The following is a 15,463-nucleotide window of genomic DNA, read 5'->3' as shown; positions in this document are numbered from 1 at the left end:
AATATAACGGGTCTATCCGATCGTTACGTTCATTTAAACCGAGATGGAGACGATCATGAATTCGATTACACTTGATTCCGCAGTGGATTACTTCGCGGAAATTCGTCACCCGCATCTGCCAACCGTCAACGAAATGCTAAGGGCCGGCGCTCCGCTGCCCAGTGCGCCCAAAGATCCGCAAACTGCTTTCAATACCACCGACAATGGCCTTATCTCGGTCATCCTGGCGCAGCCCAAAGTGCCTGACTCTGTTCAGAAGGAGTTGGACGTTCAGCGTCAAAACCTTATCGACCTGACCGGGGTCGCATCGGCCTACGTCCGCAAGGCCGCGGACAAAGCCAACGATCCCAACAAGGTCTACGACACCATGCTGTGGCAGAGCGTCTTCAATCATCTGCCGCTGATGGGGCCGAGCCAATTCGTCAAGCAGACGATGACCCAGAACATCAAGGGGGTGGAACTGGCTGGAAAATTCATCTCGACGATTCTCGGCGTCGCGGTGGGCGGTGGACCTGCATTGGCTTCCTTTGCTGAATTCGTTTCAGGTCTCGGCGATTCCATACGGATGGGGGTCCAGACCGGCACGAAATCCTATAGCGTCGGCACGATCTCGATCGTGCTCGAGGGCCAACAGGTCGGCAACGAGATCAAGATCAATCCTTGGCTGAAGGGGTACTTCATCGACTTTACCCAGGATGAGAAGAAGATCTACTCGTCGTGTGGATCGGCCGAGAGCTTCTCGATGTCGTTCAGCTATCGCGTCGCAACATCGTTGTTCAATTACGGCGCACTCGCAAATGCTGACGTCAAGAAAAAATACGACGCCTTCATCTCGGGCACGCAGATCGACGACATCGAGTCGGCCACCAACTTCTTCGACGGCAAGTTCGATACGAACTGATCCGGCAGTGCCGCCGCTTTGCGGCGGCACGTCAACCATAGGAGAAGCTTCGATGGAAAGCTGCATCTTACTGCATTTTGTCGATCCAAAGACAGATCAATGCGTCGCCGGCTCCGTCACGCCAAGCTCTGTCCTCGACACAATCGCCGATGTCGTGGGCCGCTATGTTGCCGGTCAGCCAGGTCTGGCTGCCGCGGCGGCTTGGGAAACAGGGCTCAACCATGTGCCGTTTCTGTCGCCTGCAAGTCGGTTCGAACGAACGCAGATGGTCGCGCGACCTGAGCGGGATGTCGGCTATGGCCCGATCGTGACTGGGCTGATCGTGGAGCTTGTGCCTGAGGCCAGGCAGATCATTGATGATAATGTTGCCCTGCAAAAGCGCCTATCCGACATCAGCGACGAATTGCGCCAGAGCCTCATGACTTCGGCGACCGCCAGGCTCGTGTTCATAGTGATGAGCGCTATGCCAGGCGACAACCGCAACCCTGTCGTGAAAGTATATGTGGTCGATCGCCTGGCCACGGCAGCACAAACCTCCAACATGAAGCCGCCCGGTGTCTGGTTGAGCCTGGCAGATGTCATTTCCGCGTACGCGTTCGACTTCGCACGCATGGCGGATGCGGCTGACCTGGCTGATTGGCAGAGGTTTGTTTCCAAGACAAAGACTGCGGGGAAGTGACACCTCGGTGCTCCCCGCAGCGCCAACGACCCAACATTGCTAGTCCACCAACCTCGTTATCGCTCGTCTTGAAAGGAGAGCCTTCGATGTCGAACTATGTACTCGTTTGCCACGGTGACATCCGCGAGTTCGGAAGTTTTAACCTGGCTGCCAAGCAAGAGGTCCAGTACCGCGGCAATTTCGGAGCCCCACTCGACTATGTGACAGCATTGGCTGTCTGGAAAGCTTTGAGATCAGATCCCACAGTGGATGACAAAAGCCTGGCCGAGGCAATCCACAACTACCATCCCGAGCCAGTTCTGGCCGGACCGAACTCTTTCGCTCCGGATATTGATTTGGAGGGCGACGACAATCTGTTCCTCTTCCTCATCAATATGAACACTCGCAACTATATCAGGCTGAAAGATGACTGGAAAATCAAGCTGAGCAGCCTCGTCGATATATTGGGAAACCAGGGCAAAAGCAGCTTTTGGCTCAATCTGCTCTGCTGCACGGATATTCCGGGGTCCGGAATTGAAATGCCATCGGGCGCCCATTTGGTGTCTTCGTTCGAGAAGATTCTCTGAAACAGGCGACGATAGAGAGAACATGTCGAACGGTCATCTGCCCGTTCGACATCCTGAAGGGCCGCCGAAGCTTGCGTCATTCGGACCGCCATCGACCCAAGGTGATCACCGCCCCCTTGACCTCAGGTCCAGTGGGGCTGCGGGTTGGTTTCTTGCCCCGTGGCTCGGTCACGACGCTGGCGCTTTTTCCCGTCAACTTCAAGCACCTTGAGTTCCATGCGGAACGGACCTCCGAGAGCGGCGACCAGGTCGTGATCACCGGGAAGTTCCGGCACCGTAAGTGAAGCTCAGCATGTCCCGCCTGTGCTTTCGGAAGACGGTTTGGAGCTAGCCGAGCAATCCTATAGAGCCGCGCAGGATGTTGCTTATTCGATGGCGAGCTACCGCCTGAAAATCTCTATCCGCTGCATGGTTTTCAAAAGCTCCACTTTGTAAATGCCTCGCAGTCGAGTGTTGCCGACATGAGAGTGGTGCGGGAGGAATCGCCGACCAAGATGTCGAACCTCGCAACCGACTGCGATGCGCCTCATGCCGCCGTGAAAAAATCGGATCGCTCTCAGGTCCAAAAAGGCGCGGCATTCACTTGATATCGGGCGACAACAGGGCGGCTTCGAACATAAAGAGAACATCGCTGGCGTTCCGGCCATTTTGGGGCTATGGAATGGCAACAAAACGAGGGCCCACATGAGTCGGTTGAAGCTCCTTAGAGACCAGCGTCAGCTCGCGCTGTCAAAACTCGAACACCTGGCAGAGGACCATCCGCTTCGGCCACGATATTTGGAACGCGTGCGTGAACTGGACGATCAAATCGAAGCGCTCGGCGCCTTCGAATAGTTTGGTGCAACAAGGGATCAATAATGTCGTTGGCTGAGAAATTCATCGTCGTTCCATTCAAGCGCAACCGAGCTGGCTTGGTCCCGGGAGAGATGCGACAGGCTTCGAATGGGACATCTGCGGAAAAAATCGCTTCCGCAATGTCGGCCAGGTCCCTGGGTGTCGGAGCCTATTCGGTGATGGTCGACAGCGAAACGGGTGACATGAGCTCGCCAAGGCTGCTTGCAGCCTTCGGTGAAGTTGGCGACTTAACGCAAGATTGAGATATCGCGACCGCATTGCGCCACTGCTTCGCGCGCAACAGGCGTAAGCCGCTTCGCCCACTTATCTCGGACATCTCGGCGTTTGTAGTGTCAACTGCGGCGTTTGATGGTCGCCAATAGCTCTTCGGCCTCGGCATTCGCGTTCAGCATCAAAGCATGGTTATCGGCGAGCGAAATGAGTGCGACGAGCGTTTCCTGCTGGCCCCATCCCGTTTCGTTCGCGTCCTCCAAGAGCTTCAGAAACGAGCTATACAGTGCATCCTGGCAGCGCACGAACCTCTCTTGCTGATCGTCCGATGGGTTGGGGGGTATTATCGTCATCGTTCCGGAGTTGAAAGAGGTTTTGGGCACTTGGCCGACGCTATTGACTGCGTCTTCGGGCATAGCCCTGCTGAAGCCCGTATTGAAGCGTCGTGCTTGCAGATGTCCCCTGACAGTGAACTTATCCACACTTTGTGCCCAGAAAGGAGCGCCCTTCTGCGGATCTTCGAACCTGCACATGTACGGCTTGCTCTGGCTTCTCACTCAGGGTGAGACGCGCAAGACGAGCGTGTCGGCTCTTCACCGAGTTCTTATTTCGCAATCTTAGCCCGTTTCTCCTGCCTAGCGGCGATCGAGGAGTTCGTTGTTGTCGACCGTCCCTTGTGTGGTAGCGATGAACGCGATGCACTTGCCGCCAAGCTGGTGCGACAGCGAGCGAGTTCACGCCTGACTACTTGTAGGAGCAGCTTCAGAGCCGCTGATAGATCGTTCCCCTGCGCTCAAATCCACTGGGAATTCGAGAATAACTCCTACGTCTCCAGGTCAAAGCATTGTGAAACTGAACACCTCTGGCGCGTTGCAGCGGTTCAGGGCATCCTATGATGGCTGAAAATTGTGTTTATGGCAGTTGGAGGAATGCCGATGCGCTGCTTTACCGTGCTTGGACCCTCGCAGACCGGAAAATCAACAGTCGTGGAAAAGCTCGGCTCCCTGGAGGGGGTGGCGAGAAAATCCAGGTCCCCTTATGGATTGAACCTCACAGAATTCACCTTTGGAAACGAGGCGTGGTGCGCGCTGGATGCGCCAGGAGCCAACGAAGCGTTGGCGCATGCGCAGCACGCGCTTCTTGCCAGCGACGCCTGCATCCTGTGCGTTTCATCGGCACCCGAGGAAGCTGTGCTTGCCGCGCCCTATCTGCGGATAGTCGAAGCCTCGGGGACTCCGTGCATCCTCTTCGTCAATCGAATGGACGAACCGAGAGGGCGGCTGAGAGACGTGATAGCCGCGCTTCAAGACTACGCCAACCACACGCTTTTGCTTCGCCAGATCCCGATCCGGGAGGGAGACAGGATCGTAGGCAGTTGCGATCTGATTTCGGAACGGGCGTGGCGCTACCGGGAAGGCCAGACGTCGGCGCTGATCGCAATTCCCGAAAGCGCCGCCGAGCGCGAGCACGAAGCGCGCAGCGAGCTCCTGGAACACCTGTCCGAATTCGATGACTGGCTTCTCGAGGAACTGGTCGAAGATCGCGAGCCGGCGAGCGACGCGCTCTATGCCATTTCATCGCGGGTTCTCAGCGAAAACAGGATTATTCCAGTCCTGATCGGTGCCGCAAGTCACGGCAACGGCATGATGCGGCTGATGAAGGCGCTGCGCCACGAGGCGCCGCCGGCAGGGGCTCTTCGACAGCGCCTGGCTCGTGCAGGTAATCTCGATGAAAACAAGCTGAGCGCCGTGAGCTTCCATGCCTATCATCGTCAGAATATCGGCAAGACGGTGCTGGTGCGTGCGTTTGGTGAGGGCCTTCGGCAAGGCGCATCACTCGGTGGCTCCAGCCTCGGCGCCGTGCAGGATCCCGCAAACGGACGGTCGAGCTCGGCGATCGTGCCTGCACCGGGGGATGTCTTCGCGACGGTCAAGTCCGACCATTTGCCCGTCCCGTCGCTGTTGACATCAGACGCGACGGTCGCCCCACCCGAATGGACCGCGCCGCCTACGCCGATGCTTGAAAGGATCCTGGTCCCGGGCAGCGCACGCGATGAAAACAAGCTCTCCGAAACGCTGACAAAACTTTCGGAGACGGATCGGGGTCTTGTCGTCTTGCAGGAGGAGGGCACTGGCGCCCAGCTCGTCCGCGCCCAGGGCCCGGTACATCTGCGCGATCTCTGCCGAACCCTGTCCGACGTCTTCCACATCGACGTAACCGATCGAACGCCCAACCCGATCTACCGCGAGACAATTGCAAAGCCGGCCGAGGTTCACTACCGGCATCGCAAACAGACCGGCGGCGCCGGGCAATTCGCGGATGTGAAGCTGAGCATTCGCCCCAACGAGCGCGGCCGGGGGTTCACCTTCAGCGAAACCGTCAAGGGTGGCGTCGTTCCGCGCAACTACATCCCTGCCGTCGAAGCAGGCGCGCGCGAAGCCATGGAGAAAGGGCCGCTCGGCTTTGAGGTCATCGATGTCGGGGTAACGCTGTTTGATGGTCAGCACCATGCCGTCGACAGTTCGGAACACGCCTTCAGGACTGCGTCGAAAATGGGAGTGCGACAGGCGCTTTCCGAAGGGTCGGCCGTTTTGATGCAACCGGTCTTCCGCAGTGAAATTCACATTCCGTCGATCTATTCCGGCAACCTCGTCCAGATCGTCTCCGCTCTCAAGGGTCAGGTTCTCGGCTTCGACCGGGATGAAACCGCTAAGGGATGGGACATCTTCCGGGCACTTGTTCCCGGCAGCGCACTTGACGATCTCGCGCGGGCGCTGCGTTCGGCGACGCAGGGCATTGGTTACTTTTCCAAGACCTTCGATCACTTCGAGGAGCTATACGGCAAGGAAGCGGACGCCATCGTTAGGGCACACGAGGGACAAGGCGTCGCACACTGAAACGTTCGCGCCACTTGCTCGTTCGCAGAACGGGCTCATGTCGTTTGGCAGTTAACCGGGTTCTTCCTCGCTTGGTGTGGAGCGGCGGTAGCATTCGTGCTCTCAGCAGTTCGGGACCTGCCCGACCATGCATGCGCGCTGAGGTTCTTAGGCGGTTGATCTGGCCTTCGGCCTGTCCGTTGCTCGAGGACGGCTCGATGGCATTGCTGACGGCGTCGCTATCGCCTCAACTCATCGATGTGGTGGGAGCAGCGAGTTGTTTCTTCAGGATCGCCGGTTCGGGTCCGCTCGAGGCCCCAACGCGCCTCGCCCTGTGACTCAGTGAAATAGATCGGGGAGCTCAGACATTGCAATTCTTCGCAAACTCTCGGCTTCCGAAGTATCGATCGATCGGTAGGGAAACCTCAGACGAGTTCCCACGGGTCCCCAATTGCCGATCGCACTCAGCAATTTGTCGAGGGCAGCGTTCGAAAAACCCATGTTTTGGCGGAAAGGGACGATGTGATTGTCCATGAATGCGCAGATCCGTCGCTCGAGATCGAGTGCGGCATCGATGTCGCTGCGCATCGAAGCCGTCCATTTTTGCGCGCCGCGGGGGCTGAGGCAAGCGACATTGGAAAACGAGCCTGCCGCCACACCCTCCTTTGTGCCGGTCGCAAGATGATGGCCGGGAACGAAGAGCGATAGGTCCGACAGATGTTGGCGGGCTTCGGCATACCAGGCGCTGTCGCCGTCGGCGAGCTTAATGCCGGTCACGCCGGGCACTGACGCGCAGACCTCGCCCAACTCCTTGGGCGTGAGGACGCGCTTTGCGTGTGGCGGATTGTAAAGGATGAGTGGAATTCCACCGGCCGTTTCCGCGGCACGGTTCAGGAAGTCGGTCGCTTCGGCATCGGTGAGCGGCCACCAGTCCGGCAAGATCACCTGAATGGCGGCCGGATAAAGTGCGCTGGCCCGGCGGACGCGGTTGAGCATGATCAGCGGGTCCGGCTGGCAGGCGCCAATCACAAAGGGCGTCGAGGATGCCCTGCAGCGCTCGGCCAGCAATGCCTGTATCCTGTCGAACTCCTCCTCGGTCTGATTGTGGAATTCACCGGCGGTGCCGTTCGAATAAATGCCATCGACTTTGGCGTCGATGAGGATATCGATCTCCTCGCCGAGCTTGTCGAATTCGATGCTATCGTCGGGCGCGATCGGCAGCAGCAGGCTCGCCCAGTTGCCGCTGATGGCGGGATGCGGCTTCTTCGCGTTCATCTATCGTTTTCCCTGAGGTTTCAATTCAATCGAGATCGTCGCGGATACAGGCCTTGAACTGGCCGGGCGCGACCTCCCGCAGTTGAGGAACTGTGGCGGCGCAGGCGTCGAGCGCGCTCGGACAGCGCGTGCGAAAGACACAACCGCTCGGCGGATTGGCCGGGCTTGGAATATCGCCTTTCAGGATCTGCCGGTCACGCCGGGCATCCGGATCGGGTGACGGAATGGCCGACAGCAGGGCGCGCGTATAGGGATGCTGAGGCCTCGCATAAAGGTCGGCGCTCGGTGCGATCTCCATGATGCGGCCGAGATAGAGCACGATGACCCGGTCGCAGATATATTCGACGACAGCAAGATCATGCGAGATGAACAGCATGGTCAGGCCGAGCCGCTGCTGCAATTCGCGCAGAAGGTTGATCACCTGCGCCTGGATCGAGACATCGAGGGCGGAGACCGGTTCGTCGGCGACGATGAATTCGGGCGACAGGGTCAAGGCGCGGGCGATGCCGATGCGCTGGCGCTGCCCGCCGGAAAATTCATGCGCGTAGCGATTGATCGCATCGGCCGGCAACTCGACCTGCACCAGGGCGGCTTGGGCTCGTTCAAGCCTGTCGCGTGCCGATCCGATCCCTTGGATCTTCAAACCTTCCGTCAGGATTTCGCCGATCGTCATGCGCGGCGACAGGCTGGCGAAGGGGTCCTGGAAAATATACTGCATGCGCGGCCGTTGCCGCCTAAGCGCCGAAGCGGAAAGGTCCGTCAGTTCTTTCCCGTCGAAACGGACGCTGCCTGACGAAGGCTCGACCAGCCGAAGGACGGAGCGCCCGATCGTGGTCTTTCCGCTGCCGGATTCGCCGACAAGCCCGACAACTTCACCCTTGCCGATATCGAAGGAGATGCCTTGCAGGATATTCAGCCGCGCACCGCGGGACATATAGTGTTTCGAAAGGTCACGGACGGAGAGCAGAGGTTCGCTCATCTAGATCTCCTGCCATCTGATGCAGCGGCTTCGATGCTGCGAATTGATCTTTTCAAGCGCTGGAACCGCGGCGCGACAGGCATCGACCGCGAATTTGCAGCGCGGCGCAAAAGCACAACCGCTCGGCATGTTCATCAGGCTCGGGACCATGCCGGGAATGGCTGCGAGCTTTTCGCCCGCCTGTTTCATCCGTGTTGCGTCGCCAAGCCGTGGCATGGAGGCGAGCAGGCCCATCGTATAGGGATGCTTCGGATTGCGGAAAACCTCGCCGACCGGTCCCTCCTCGACGATCCTGCCGGCATACATGACCGCGACGCGATGGGCGATTTCGGCGACGACGCCGAGATTGTGCGTGACGAAGAGCATCGCCATGCCGCGCTCGCGCTGCAGCTTGAGCAGCAGATCGAGAATCTGCGCCTGGATCGTCACGTCGAGCGCGGTGGTCGGCTCGTCGGCAATCAACAGTGCCGGATCGCAGGCGAGCGCCATTGCGATCGTGGCGCGTTGGCGTATGCCGCCGGAGAGTTCATGCGGGTATTGGCCGGCGCGGCGTCTGGCGTCCGGTATGCCGACGCTTTCAAGCAGCGTGACGGCGGCAACCATCGCGGCCTTGCGGCCTGCACCGCGATGGATGCGGATCGGCTCGGCAATCTGATCGCCGATCGTGAAGACGGGATTGAGGCTCGACATCGGCTCCTGGAACACCATGCCGATGTCGTCACCCCTGATCCGGCGCATGCTCTCCTCGTCGAGAGAAACAAGATCCTGGACTGCACCGGACCGTGTCGTCAGACGGATGCTGCCTGCGGCGATCACCCCGATGTTGCGGGTAAGCAGCCGCATGACCGACAGGCTCGTCACCGACTTGCCGGAACCGGATTCGCCGACGAGAGCGAGCGTCTCGCCGGCGGCGACCGTCAGGTCGATATCGTTGACCGCCGTGATCTCGCTGCCGCGGACGCGGAAGACCGTTCGCAGTCCCTTGATGTCGAGTACGGGTTCGGCGGTCTGCACCATCAGCCCTCTCAGTTCAGAAGGCCGGTCGCGCGCAGGATCCCGTCGATCCGTGCGGTTTCGGCATCGTTCAGAGCCGCGCGCGGTCGCGGCATAACAGCAGAATCGATAATTCCGAGGCTGCGCATGGCGGCCTTGAAGGCCCCAATGCCCGATGCGCCGCCGCTCACACGGCCCTGCGCGACCCAGACGATTTCGAAGAGACGGCAAAGCCGCTCCTGCTCTTTCTTCGCAGCGGCCCAGTCACCACGCTGGGCAGCATCCCAAAGCCGGACGTAGCCGTGGGGATCGACATTGGCGATACCGGGAACGACGCCATGCGCACCCATCAGGAGAGCGTTGTCGACGACGATCTCGGAGCCGGTCATCAGGAAGATGTCCTTGTGTTCGGCGAGGTCTAGGAGCGCGTAACGGAAGTTGCCATCGTCGCCGCTGGAATCCTTGAGGCCGATGATCGTGCCTTCCTTGGCGAGCGTGACGACGGTCTGCCGTTGAAGCTTGACGTGCACGCAGACGGGGATGTCATAGGCAACCAGCGGAACGTCCGCCGCGTCGCGAATATAGCGGAAGTGATCGAGGATCTCGGACTGGCTGGTGACGGTGTAGAAGGGTGCAGTCACCACGACCGCATCGGCGCCGGCCGCCTTTGCAACCTTGGAATGGGCGATGACGCGATCCGTGGTCGGATCAATGACGCCGACGATCAGCGGCACGCGCCCATTCACCACCTTGGCGGAATGCTCGATGATCTCACGCCGGGTCTTTTCGTCATGGAAGATGACTTCGCTCGTCGACCCCAGCACGAACACGCCGTGGCAGCCGGCATCGATCAGATGTTCCAGCACGCGTGTGTAGGAGGGGTAGTCGACGGTAAAATCCGGATTGAGCGGCGTGACGACGGGGGGAACAACGCCCTTGAATTTGGTCATTTTCTCTTTCTTTCGATTGTCAGTTCAGTTCGGCACGAGGGTCGAAGGCATCTCTGAGGCCATCGCCAATGAAGTTGATTGCAAGCACGGCAAGGATCAGCGCGGCTCCGGGGAAGAGCCACTGCCACGGATATTGTTCGAGCACGGCGGTCGAGCGGGCCGCATTCAGCATGTTGCCCCAGCTTGCCGCCGGCGGTGCGATACCGAGACCGAGGAAGGAGAGGCCCGCCTCGAGCAGGATGGCATTGGCGATCTGCAGCGTGGCATAGACCACAAGGATATCGATCGAATTCGGCAGGCCATGGCGGAAGAGCAGGTGGCCAATGCCGGCACCCATGCCGCGCGCGGCCATGACGAAGTCGCGCTCGCGCAATTCCAGCAGTCGGGAGCGGATCATGCGCGCAAGCAACGGCCATGAGAGAAGCGAGATGACGATGACCGTCGGCCAGATGCCGGTGCCCGCAATCGAGGCAAGCACGAGCAGGAAGATGACGGGCGGCAGGGTCATCACCAGATCGACGAAGCGCATGGAGGCTGCATCGGCCCAGCGTCCGGCAAGCGCGGAGATGGCTCCGAAAAGAAAGCCGATGACCGCGGAAAGAGCCGTCGATGCGACGGCAACCAGCAGCGAAATCCTGCCGCCTTCCAGCACCCGCGCAAAGACATCGCGGCCGACACCGTCGGTTCCGAACCAGTGCGTCATCGTCGGACCGCTGTTCATCGCCAGGAGATCGATGTCATTCGGCTGGAACGTCCACCACAGCGGGTAGGAGAGGATCAGCGCCAGCATGGGAACTGCGATGCAGACGCCGGCAACGGCGGCGCGATTGTGCAGAAAGCGTTCGAAGGCGCGGGCAAATGGCCCCGGGCTGCGGGATTGCGGAGAGCGTGCCAGCATGTCAGCCCACCTTGATGCGCGGATCGACGACCGCATACGTGATGTCGGTCAGAAGATTGACGACGATGACGCAAGCGCCAATGATGAGCGTTGCCCCCATGATGACCGGATAATCGCGGGTCTGAACGGCATCGACCAGAAGAAGTCCCATGCCAGGCCAATTGAAGACACTCTCGATGAAAATGGCGCCGCCGATCGCAAGGCCGATGGTCGAACCGACCAGCGTCACGATCGGAAGGAGTGCATTGCGCAAGGCATGCTTGGCGATCACCCAGAACTTGTGGACGCCCTTGGCCCGCGCTGTGCGGACATAATCCTGGTTCAGGACTTCGAGCAGCGAAGCGCGCATGTAGCGCATGATCAATGCGCCCTGTGCGACAGACAGAAGGGCGGCCGGCAGGATCAGGTGATGCAGGAGATCGCCAACCGAGAATTCCTCGCCAGGGGTCAGCATGCCTCCTGAGGGCATCCAGTGTAGCCGGACCGAGAAAACATAGAGGCCGATCAGCGCGCTGAGAAATGCCGGGCTCGAAATGCCGGCGAGCGCAACGATAGACAGGGAGAGATCGGCGATGGAATTACGGCGGACCGCGCTGATCACCCCAAAGGCGATGCCGGCAATGACGGCAAAGACAAGTGCAGTGCCCATCAACAGCACCGTCGGACCGATCCGCGATAGAACCAGGCCGAGAACCGGCTGGTCGAGACGCTTGATCGAATAGCCAAGATTGCCCGTCAACGCCTGCTGCAGCCAGCCAAGATATTGGAGGGGAAGCGGCTGATCGAGGCCGAGGCGGCTGCGCAGATCGGCGAGATCGGCCGGCGACATCGGTATGTTCGGATCGATATAGGCATCGATCGGATCGCCCGGGGCCAGGCGCAGCATCAGGAAGATCAGCATGCTCAACGCAACGAGCATGCCTATTCCTATCATCAGGCGTCTGAGACTGTATCGGAGCATCGTAAATCCGTCCGTCAGGGTGGCCGAAGCCACCCTTTAGCTTTGCGGAAACGCCTATTCGGCGACCGACCATTTCTGCGGGTCGGCCTGGTAAGGACCGCCGCCCGGCGCAGGCGTCCAGACGAAATCCTTTACCTTGGCCGAGACGACGCCGTAGCGATTGGCGACCCAGAGCGTCGCCCAGGGGAGGTTGGTGTTCATCACCTTGCAGACGTCCTGATAGGCCGCATCCCGCTTGGCGATGTCCGGCTCGCCAAGCGCCGTATCGAGTGCCTTCGAAAGGTCAGGCATGCGAACTCTGGCGACGTTCGGTCCGGCCGGCGGAATCTGCTTCTCGTTGAGGCCGACATTGATGCTTCCGGCATCCGGTCCGTTCTGAAGCCCGGCATAGACCATCTGGAATTGGGCGATATCCGGCTTTGCGTTCAGCACGATGCTGTTATAGGTCGGCGTATCGACGGCACGCGGAACGATATTGATGCCGACCTGGGCAAGCATGGCCTGGACTGCGGCAAGGACATTGGTCGCCAAAGGCGTGGTGTAATAGGTCAGAAGCGTGATTGGTTTGCCGCCGTTGATCTGTTCCCAGCCTGCTTCCGTCAACAGTTGCTTGGCCTTCTCCGGATCATAGGCATAGTTGTCGATGCCCTGCGGTATCAGTTGCTCGGCAACGTAGGCGCAGTTGGCGGGTTTGGCCGCGCCGCCATAGAGGCTCTTGATGATGGCATCGCGATTGATCGCATACATCACCGCCTTGCGGACCCGCACATCCTTCCAGATCGGCGAATCGTGATTGAAGCCGAGATAGTTGACCACGAAGGAGTCACCTTCGATGACCTTGAAGTCCTTGTTGTCCTTGAAGGTCGGGACGTCGTTGGAATCGACATAGGTGAACTGGATCTCGCCGGATCTCAGCGCCGCAATAGCGGCTGCCGGATTGGCGAAATAGCGATTGATGACGCGCTCCAGTGCAGGCTTGCCACCGCGATAGTCGGTGTTGGCGGCAAGTTCGACATATTGATCCGAAACGTATTTGGTAAACTTGAACGGACCGGTGCCGATCGGAGTGGTGGACCACCATGTGCTCTTCGCCAATTGGTCGGCCGGGATCGAGGAGAGCGCATGCTCCGGCAGCATCATCACCTTGGTCATCGTATCGAGCAGACTGCCGCTCGGTGCGCTGAGCTTGATGACGACAGTGTGGTCATCCGGCGCCTCGACCGACGAGACGGCCTTCAGGCGTGCTGCGAGCACCGAGCCGGTTTTTGCATCCATCGCAAGGCCCATGGTGAACTTTGCGTCCTTGGCGGTAAACAGCTTGCCGTCGTGCCATTTGGCATCCGCCAGCTTGAATGTGTAGGTCATCTGGTCCGGGCTGACCTCATAGGAGCTGGCCAGCGCGCCGACGACCTTCTGCAATTTCTCGTCATAGGTAATCAGCGGTTCGTAATAGATGCTGAGCCAGGTGAAGCCGGAGGTCGCGGCCAGCGGATTGAAATTACCCTGGAAACCGCCTGGGCCGACATCGAAACCTCCGGATAGCGTGGCGGCCTCAACCTGTGTTGCGATGGCCGAAGCGACAAGCGCCGGAACGGCAACAGTCGACAGCATGGCGCCGAGCGCGGCTACGGATAATCTAGACAGTCTTTTCATGTGTTCCTCCCACGTTTGAACTTGTCTTGTTGTTGGCAATCACTTGGGCAATGCCCTCGTAGTGGCGATCCATGCGCTTGCGCGCTTCCTCCAGATCCTTTGCCTCGATCGCATCGACTATTGCGGCGTGATCGCGCCAGGTCGCCATCGGATCGATATTCTCGAGGTTGACGAAATCCGATGCCTTGTAGAAGGCGAGCCAGAAGACATCGATCAGTCGGACGAGCGTCTCATTGTCCTGGCAGCGAAACAGCAGCCGGTGGAACAGCTGGTCATCCTCGGCGAAGGTTTCGCCGCGTTCGGCATGGACACGCATCCGGTTGACGGTCGCACGCAGCTCGGCGAGATCCTCCGCGCCGATCATCTCGATCGTCTTGCCGATCAAACCCACCTCAAGCGTGCGGCGAATTTCGATCACTTCTTCGATCTGTCGCAACGCCCCGCCAAGGCCATAGGCAAGGTTGTCTAAAAGCGGCTCGAAGGAAAAGGCCTTCACGAAGATGCCGACGCCGCGCCGCGTCTCCAGAACTCCGAGCGATTCCAGCGCCTTGATGCCTTCGCGCAGCGAATTGCGGCTGACGCCGAGCTGGGCGGCGAGCTCTCCCTCGGCAGGCAACATCGTTCCCGGCGCCAGGCCGTTATCATGGACGTAAGCGCGCAGGCTTTCCTGCACGGATACATGCAGCAGCGGTGCGCGTGTCAACGGCTTCATCGATTTCAACGCCATGCCTGATCTTCTCTTCGCCTCGCCGATAAGATGGGAGCTACATATCCACTTGTAGGATATCTGTCAAATGGGCAGGTTTGGAACCGCCTGTGGAAATCTGGTTGCGACCAAGGCGATTGCCCCATCATCTTAATACCAGTATAGATCCAGAGGGATTTCGCAGAAAAATTTTGAGAGCATCGGGAACGCTATGGCGACGGATGAACTGATCGACGTGATCGGCAAGGAGTTACAGGCCTCGGCATCGGGTCTGCCGCTCTACAAGCGGCTAAAGTCGGCGATCGAAACTGCGATCCTTTCGAATGCGGTCAAGGCAGGCGCTGTTCTGCCCGGAGAGCGGGTGCTTGCGGAAGCCCTGTCGCTTTCGCGCGTGACGATACGCAAGGCGCTGGCGCTGCTTGAGGAGGAGGGCTTCCTCAATCGCCGCCACGGTTTCAAGACCGAGGTCGGATCACGGGTCGAAAAGTCTCTTTCCACACTCACGAGCTTCTCGGAGGATATCCTCGCGCGCGGGCTTACTCCCGGATGTATATGGCTTTCCAAGCAGATAAGCCGACCTTCCCCCACGGAAATGATGGCGCTCGGAGTGGCTGGAAACAGCCATATCCTGCGCATGAAGCGCGTCCGCACAGCCGATGGCGTGCCGATTGCCGTGGAGATATCAACGGTCCCCGTTCGCTTCATTCCGTCGGCAAGCCTGGTCGGCGACTCCCTTTACCAGGCGCTGGAAGCACGCGGGTTTCTTCCGCAGCGTGCCGTCCAGCGTATGCGTTCGCGGGCGGCCTCCGCAGAGGATGCGCAATATCTCCATTGCGAAGCCGGAGCGCCGCTGCTGATGACGGAGCGCCGCTGTTTTCTTGGTGACGGCCAGATCGTCGAATATTGCGAGAGCCGCTACAAGGGCGATGTTTATGACTTCGTGTTCGAGCTAACGCGATGA

General features: G+C 59.5%; 15 protein-coding genes. 6 read left to right on the top strand and 9 right to left on the bottom strand.

The annotated features are described in order from the left end of the window. Window positions 1-43 precede the first annotated feature (43 nt). The 4 genes from LVY75_07195 to LVY75_07180 all read left to right on the top strand — a co-directional run bounded on the left by LVY75_07195 (window position 44) and on the right by LVY75_07180 (window position 3,243). Window positions 44-901: a hypothetical protein gene (locus LVY75_07195; protein XAZ19921.1), complete on the top strand. Its 858-nt coding sequence runs from the start codon at window positions 44-46 to the stop codon at window positions 899-901. 52 nt (window positions 902-953) lie between these two features. Continuing rightward, window positions 954-1,580, top strand: coding sequence for a hypothetical protein (locus LVY75_07190; protein ID XAZ19920.1), 627 nt, complete (start codon window positions 954-956; stop codon window positions 1,578-1,580). Between the two features lie 86 nt (window positions 1,581-1,666). Beyond that, a complete protein-coding gene (locus LVY75_07185; GenBank protein ID XAZ19919.1) occupies window positions 1,667-2,146 on the top strand; it encodes a hypothetical protein in 480 nt (159 codons plus the stop codon). 857 nt (window positions 2,147-3,003) lie between these two features. Then, window positions 3,004-3,243 carry a hypothetical protein gene (locus LVY75_07180; protein XAZ19918.1) on the top strand — a complete coding sequence of 80 codons (240 nt, stop codon included), beginning with the start codon at window positions 3,004-3,006 and terminating at the stop codon, window positions 3,241-3,243. A 90-nt stretch (window positions 3,244-3,333) separates the two neighbouring features. On the opposite strand, the gene LVY75_07175 is transcribed toward LVY75_07180, so the two are convergent. Next, the gene (locus LVY75_07175) at window positions 3,334-3,744 is read right to left on the bottom strand and encodes a hypothetical protein (protein ID XAZ21392.1); all 411 of its coding nucleotides are present in this window, start codon (window positions 3,742-3,744) and stop codon (window positions 3,334-3,336) included. Window positions 3,745-4,146: 402 nt separating this feature from the next. Between LVY75_07175 and LVY75_07170 the strand changes: the two genes are divergently transcribed. Continuing rightward, window positions 4,147-6,108: an elongation factor G gene (locus LVY75_07170; protein ID XAZ19917.1), complete on the top strand. Its 1,962-nt coding sequence runs from the start codon at window positions 4,147-4,149 to the stop codon at window positions 6,106-6,108. A gap of 318 nt (window positions 6,109-6,426) precedes the next feature. Here LVY75_07170 and LVY75_07165 read toward each other — a convergent pair whose 3' ends face one another. Genes LVY75_07165 through LVY75_07130 form a run of 8 tightly spaced genes read right to left on the bottom strand, consistent with a single transcriptional unit; the run spans window position 6,427 to window position 14,523 of the window. Beyond that, complete coding sequence (locus tag LVY75_07165; GenBank protein ID XAZ19916.1) at window positions 6,427-7,362, bottom strand: dihydrodipicolinate synthase family protein; 936 nt, start codon at window positions 7,360-7,362, stop codon at window positions 6,427-6,429. A gap of 25 nt (window positions 7,363-7,387) precedes the next feature. Further along, window positions 7,388-8,341: an ATP-binding cassette domain-containing protein gene (locus LVY75_07160; protein XAZ19915.1), complete on the bottom strand. Its 954-nt coding sequence runs from the start codon at window positions 8,339-8,341 to the stop codon at window positions 7,388-7,390. Next, complete coding sequence (locus tag LVY75_07155; GenBank protein ID XAZ19914.1) at window positions 8,342-9,358, bottom strand: ABC transporter ATP-binding protein; 1,017 nt, start codon at window positions 9,356-9,358, stop codon at window positions 8,342-8,344. Window positions 9,359-9,366: 8 nt separating this feature from the next. Further along, a complete protein-coding gene (locus tag LVY75_07150; protein ID XAZ19913.1) occupies window positions 9,367-10,284 on the bottom strand; it encodes a dihydrodipicolinate synthase family protein in 918 nt (305 codons plus the stop codon). 19 nt (window positions 10,285-10,303) lie between these two features. Further along, a complete protein-coding gene (locus LVY75_07145; protein ID XAZ19912.1) occupies window positions 10,304-11,182 on the bottom strand; it encodes an ABC transporter permease in 879 nt (292 codons plus the stop codon). Between the two features lies 1 nt (window position 11,183). Next, window positions 11,184-12,143: an ABC transporter permease gene (locus tag LVY75_07140; protein ID XAZ19911.1), complete on the bottom strand. Its 960-nt coding sequence runs from the start codon at window positions 12,141-12,143 to the stop codon at window positions 11,184-11,186. 54 nt (window positions 12,144-12,197) lie between these two features. Next, window positions 12,198-13,796 carry an ABC transporter substrate-binding protein gene (locus tag LVY75_07135; protein ID XAZ19910.1) on the bottom strand — a complete coding sequence of 533 codons (1,599 nt, stop codon included), beginning with the start codon at window positions 13,794-13,796 and terminating at the stop codon, window positions 12,198-12,200. After that, window positions 13,780-14,523 carry a FadR family transcriptional regulator gene (locus tag LVY75_07130; protein ID XAZ19909.1) on the bottom strand — a complete coding sequence of 248 codons (744 nt, stop codon included), beginning with the start codon at window positions 14,521-14,523 and terminating at the stop codon, window positions 13,780-13,782. Before LVY75_07130 ends, LVY75_07135 begins: the two co-directional genes overlap by 17 nt. A 190-nt stretch (window positions 14,524-14,713) precedes the next feature. Between LVY75_07130 and LVY75_07125 the strand changes: the two genes are divergently transcribed. Next, window positions 14,714-15,463, top strand: coding sequence for a GntR family transcriptional regulator (locus tag LVY75_07125; GenBank protein XAZ19908.1), 750 nt, complete (start codon window positions 14,714-14,716; stop codon window positions 15,461-15,463).

The organism is Sinorhizobium sp. B11 (assembly GCA_039725955.1).
Taxonomy (GTDB): domain Bacteria; phylum Pseudomonadota; class Alphaproteobacteria; order Rhizobiales; family Rhizobiaceae; genus Rhizobium.
Note: the sequence above shows the minus strand (reverse complement) of the source record. Positions and strands in the feature narration are given on the sequence as shown.

What these genes read in the sequence shown, in the direction of transcription:
- LVY75_07195 (XAZ19921.1), top strand. Translation starts at nt 44, where the DNA reads ATGGAGACGATCATGAATTCGATTACACTTGATTCCGCAGTGGATTAC.
- LVY75_07190 (XAZ19920.1), top strand. Translation starts at nt 954, where the DNA reads ATGGAAAGCTGCATCTTACTGCATTTTGTCGATCCAAAGACAGATCAA.
- LVY75_07185 (XAZ19919.1), top strand. Translation starts at nt 1,667, where the DNA reads ATGTCGAACTATGTACTCGTTTGCCACGGTGACATCCGCGAGTTCGGA.
- LVY75_07180 (XAZ19918.1), top strand. Translation starts at nt 3,004, where the DNA reads ATGTCGTTGGCTGAGAAATTCATCGTCGTTCCATTCAAGCGCAACCGA.
- LVY75_07175 (XAZ21392.1), bottom strand. Translation starts at nt 3,744, where the DNA reads ATGTGCAGGTTCGAAGATCCGCAGAAGGGCGCTCCTTTCTGGGCACAA.
- LVY75_07170 (XAZ19917.1), top strand. Translation starts at nt 4,147, where the DNA reads ATGCGCTGCTTTACCGTGCTTGGACCCTCGCAGACCGGAAAATCAACA.
- LVY75_07165 (XAZ19916.1), bottom strand. Translation starts at nt 7,362, where the DNA reads ATGAACGCGAAGAAGCCGCATCCCGCCATCAGCGGCAACTGGGCGAGC.
- LVY75_07160 (XAZ19915.1), bottom strand. Translation starts at nt 8,341, where the DNA reads ATGAGCGAACCTCTGCTCTCCGTCCGTGACCTTTCGAAACACTATATG.
- LVY75_07155 (XAZ19914.1), bottom strand. Translation starts at nt 9,358, where the DNA reads ATGGTGCAGACCGCCGAACCCGTACTCGACATCAAGGGACTGCGAACG.
- LVY75_07150 (XAZ19913.1), bottom strand. Translation starts at nt 10,284, where the DNA reads ATGACCAAATTCAAGGGCGTTGTTCCCCCCGTCGTCACGCCGCTCAAT.
- LVY75_07145 (XAZ19912.1), bottom strand. Translation starts at nt 11,182, where the DNA reads ATGCTGGCACGCTCTCCGCAATCCCGCAGCCCGGGGCCATTTGCCCGC.
- LVY75_07140 (XAZ19911.1), bottom strand. Translation starts at nt 12,143, where the DNA reads ATGCTCCGATACAGTCTCAGACGCCTGATGATAGGAATAGGCATGCTC.
- LVY75_07135 (XAZ19910.1), bottom strand. Translation starts at nt 13,796, where the DNA reads ATGAAAAGACTGTCTAGATTATCCGTAGCCGCGCTCGGCGCCATGCTG.
- LVY75_07130 (XAZ19909.1), bottom strand. Translation starts at nt 14,523, where the DNA reads ATGGCGTTGAAATCGATGAAGCCGTTGACACGCGCACCGCTGCTGCAT.
- LVY75_07125 (XAZ19908.1), top strand. Translation starts at nt 14,714, where the DNA reads ATGGCGACGGATGAACTGATCGACGTGATCGGCAAGGAGTTACAGGCC.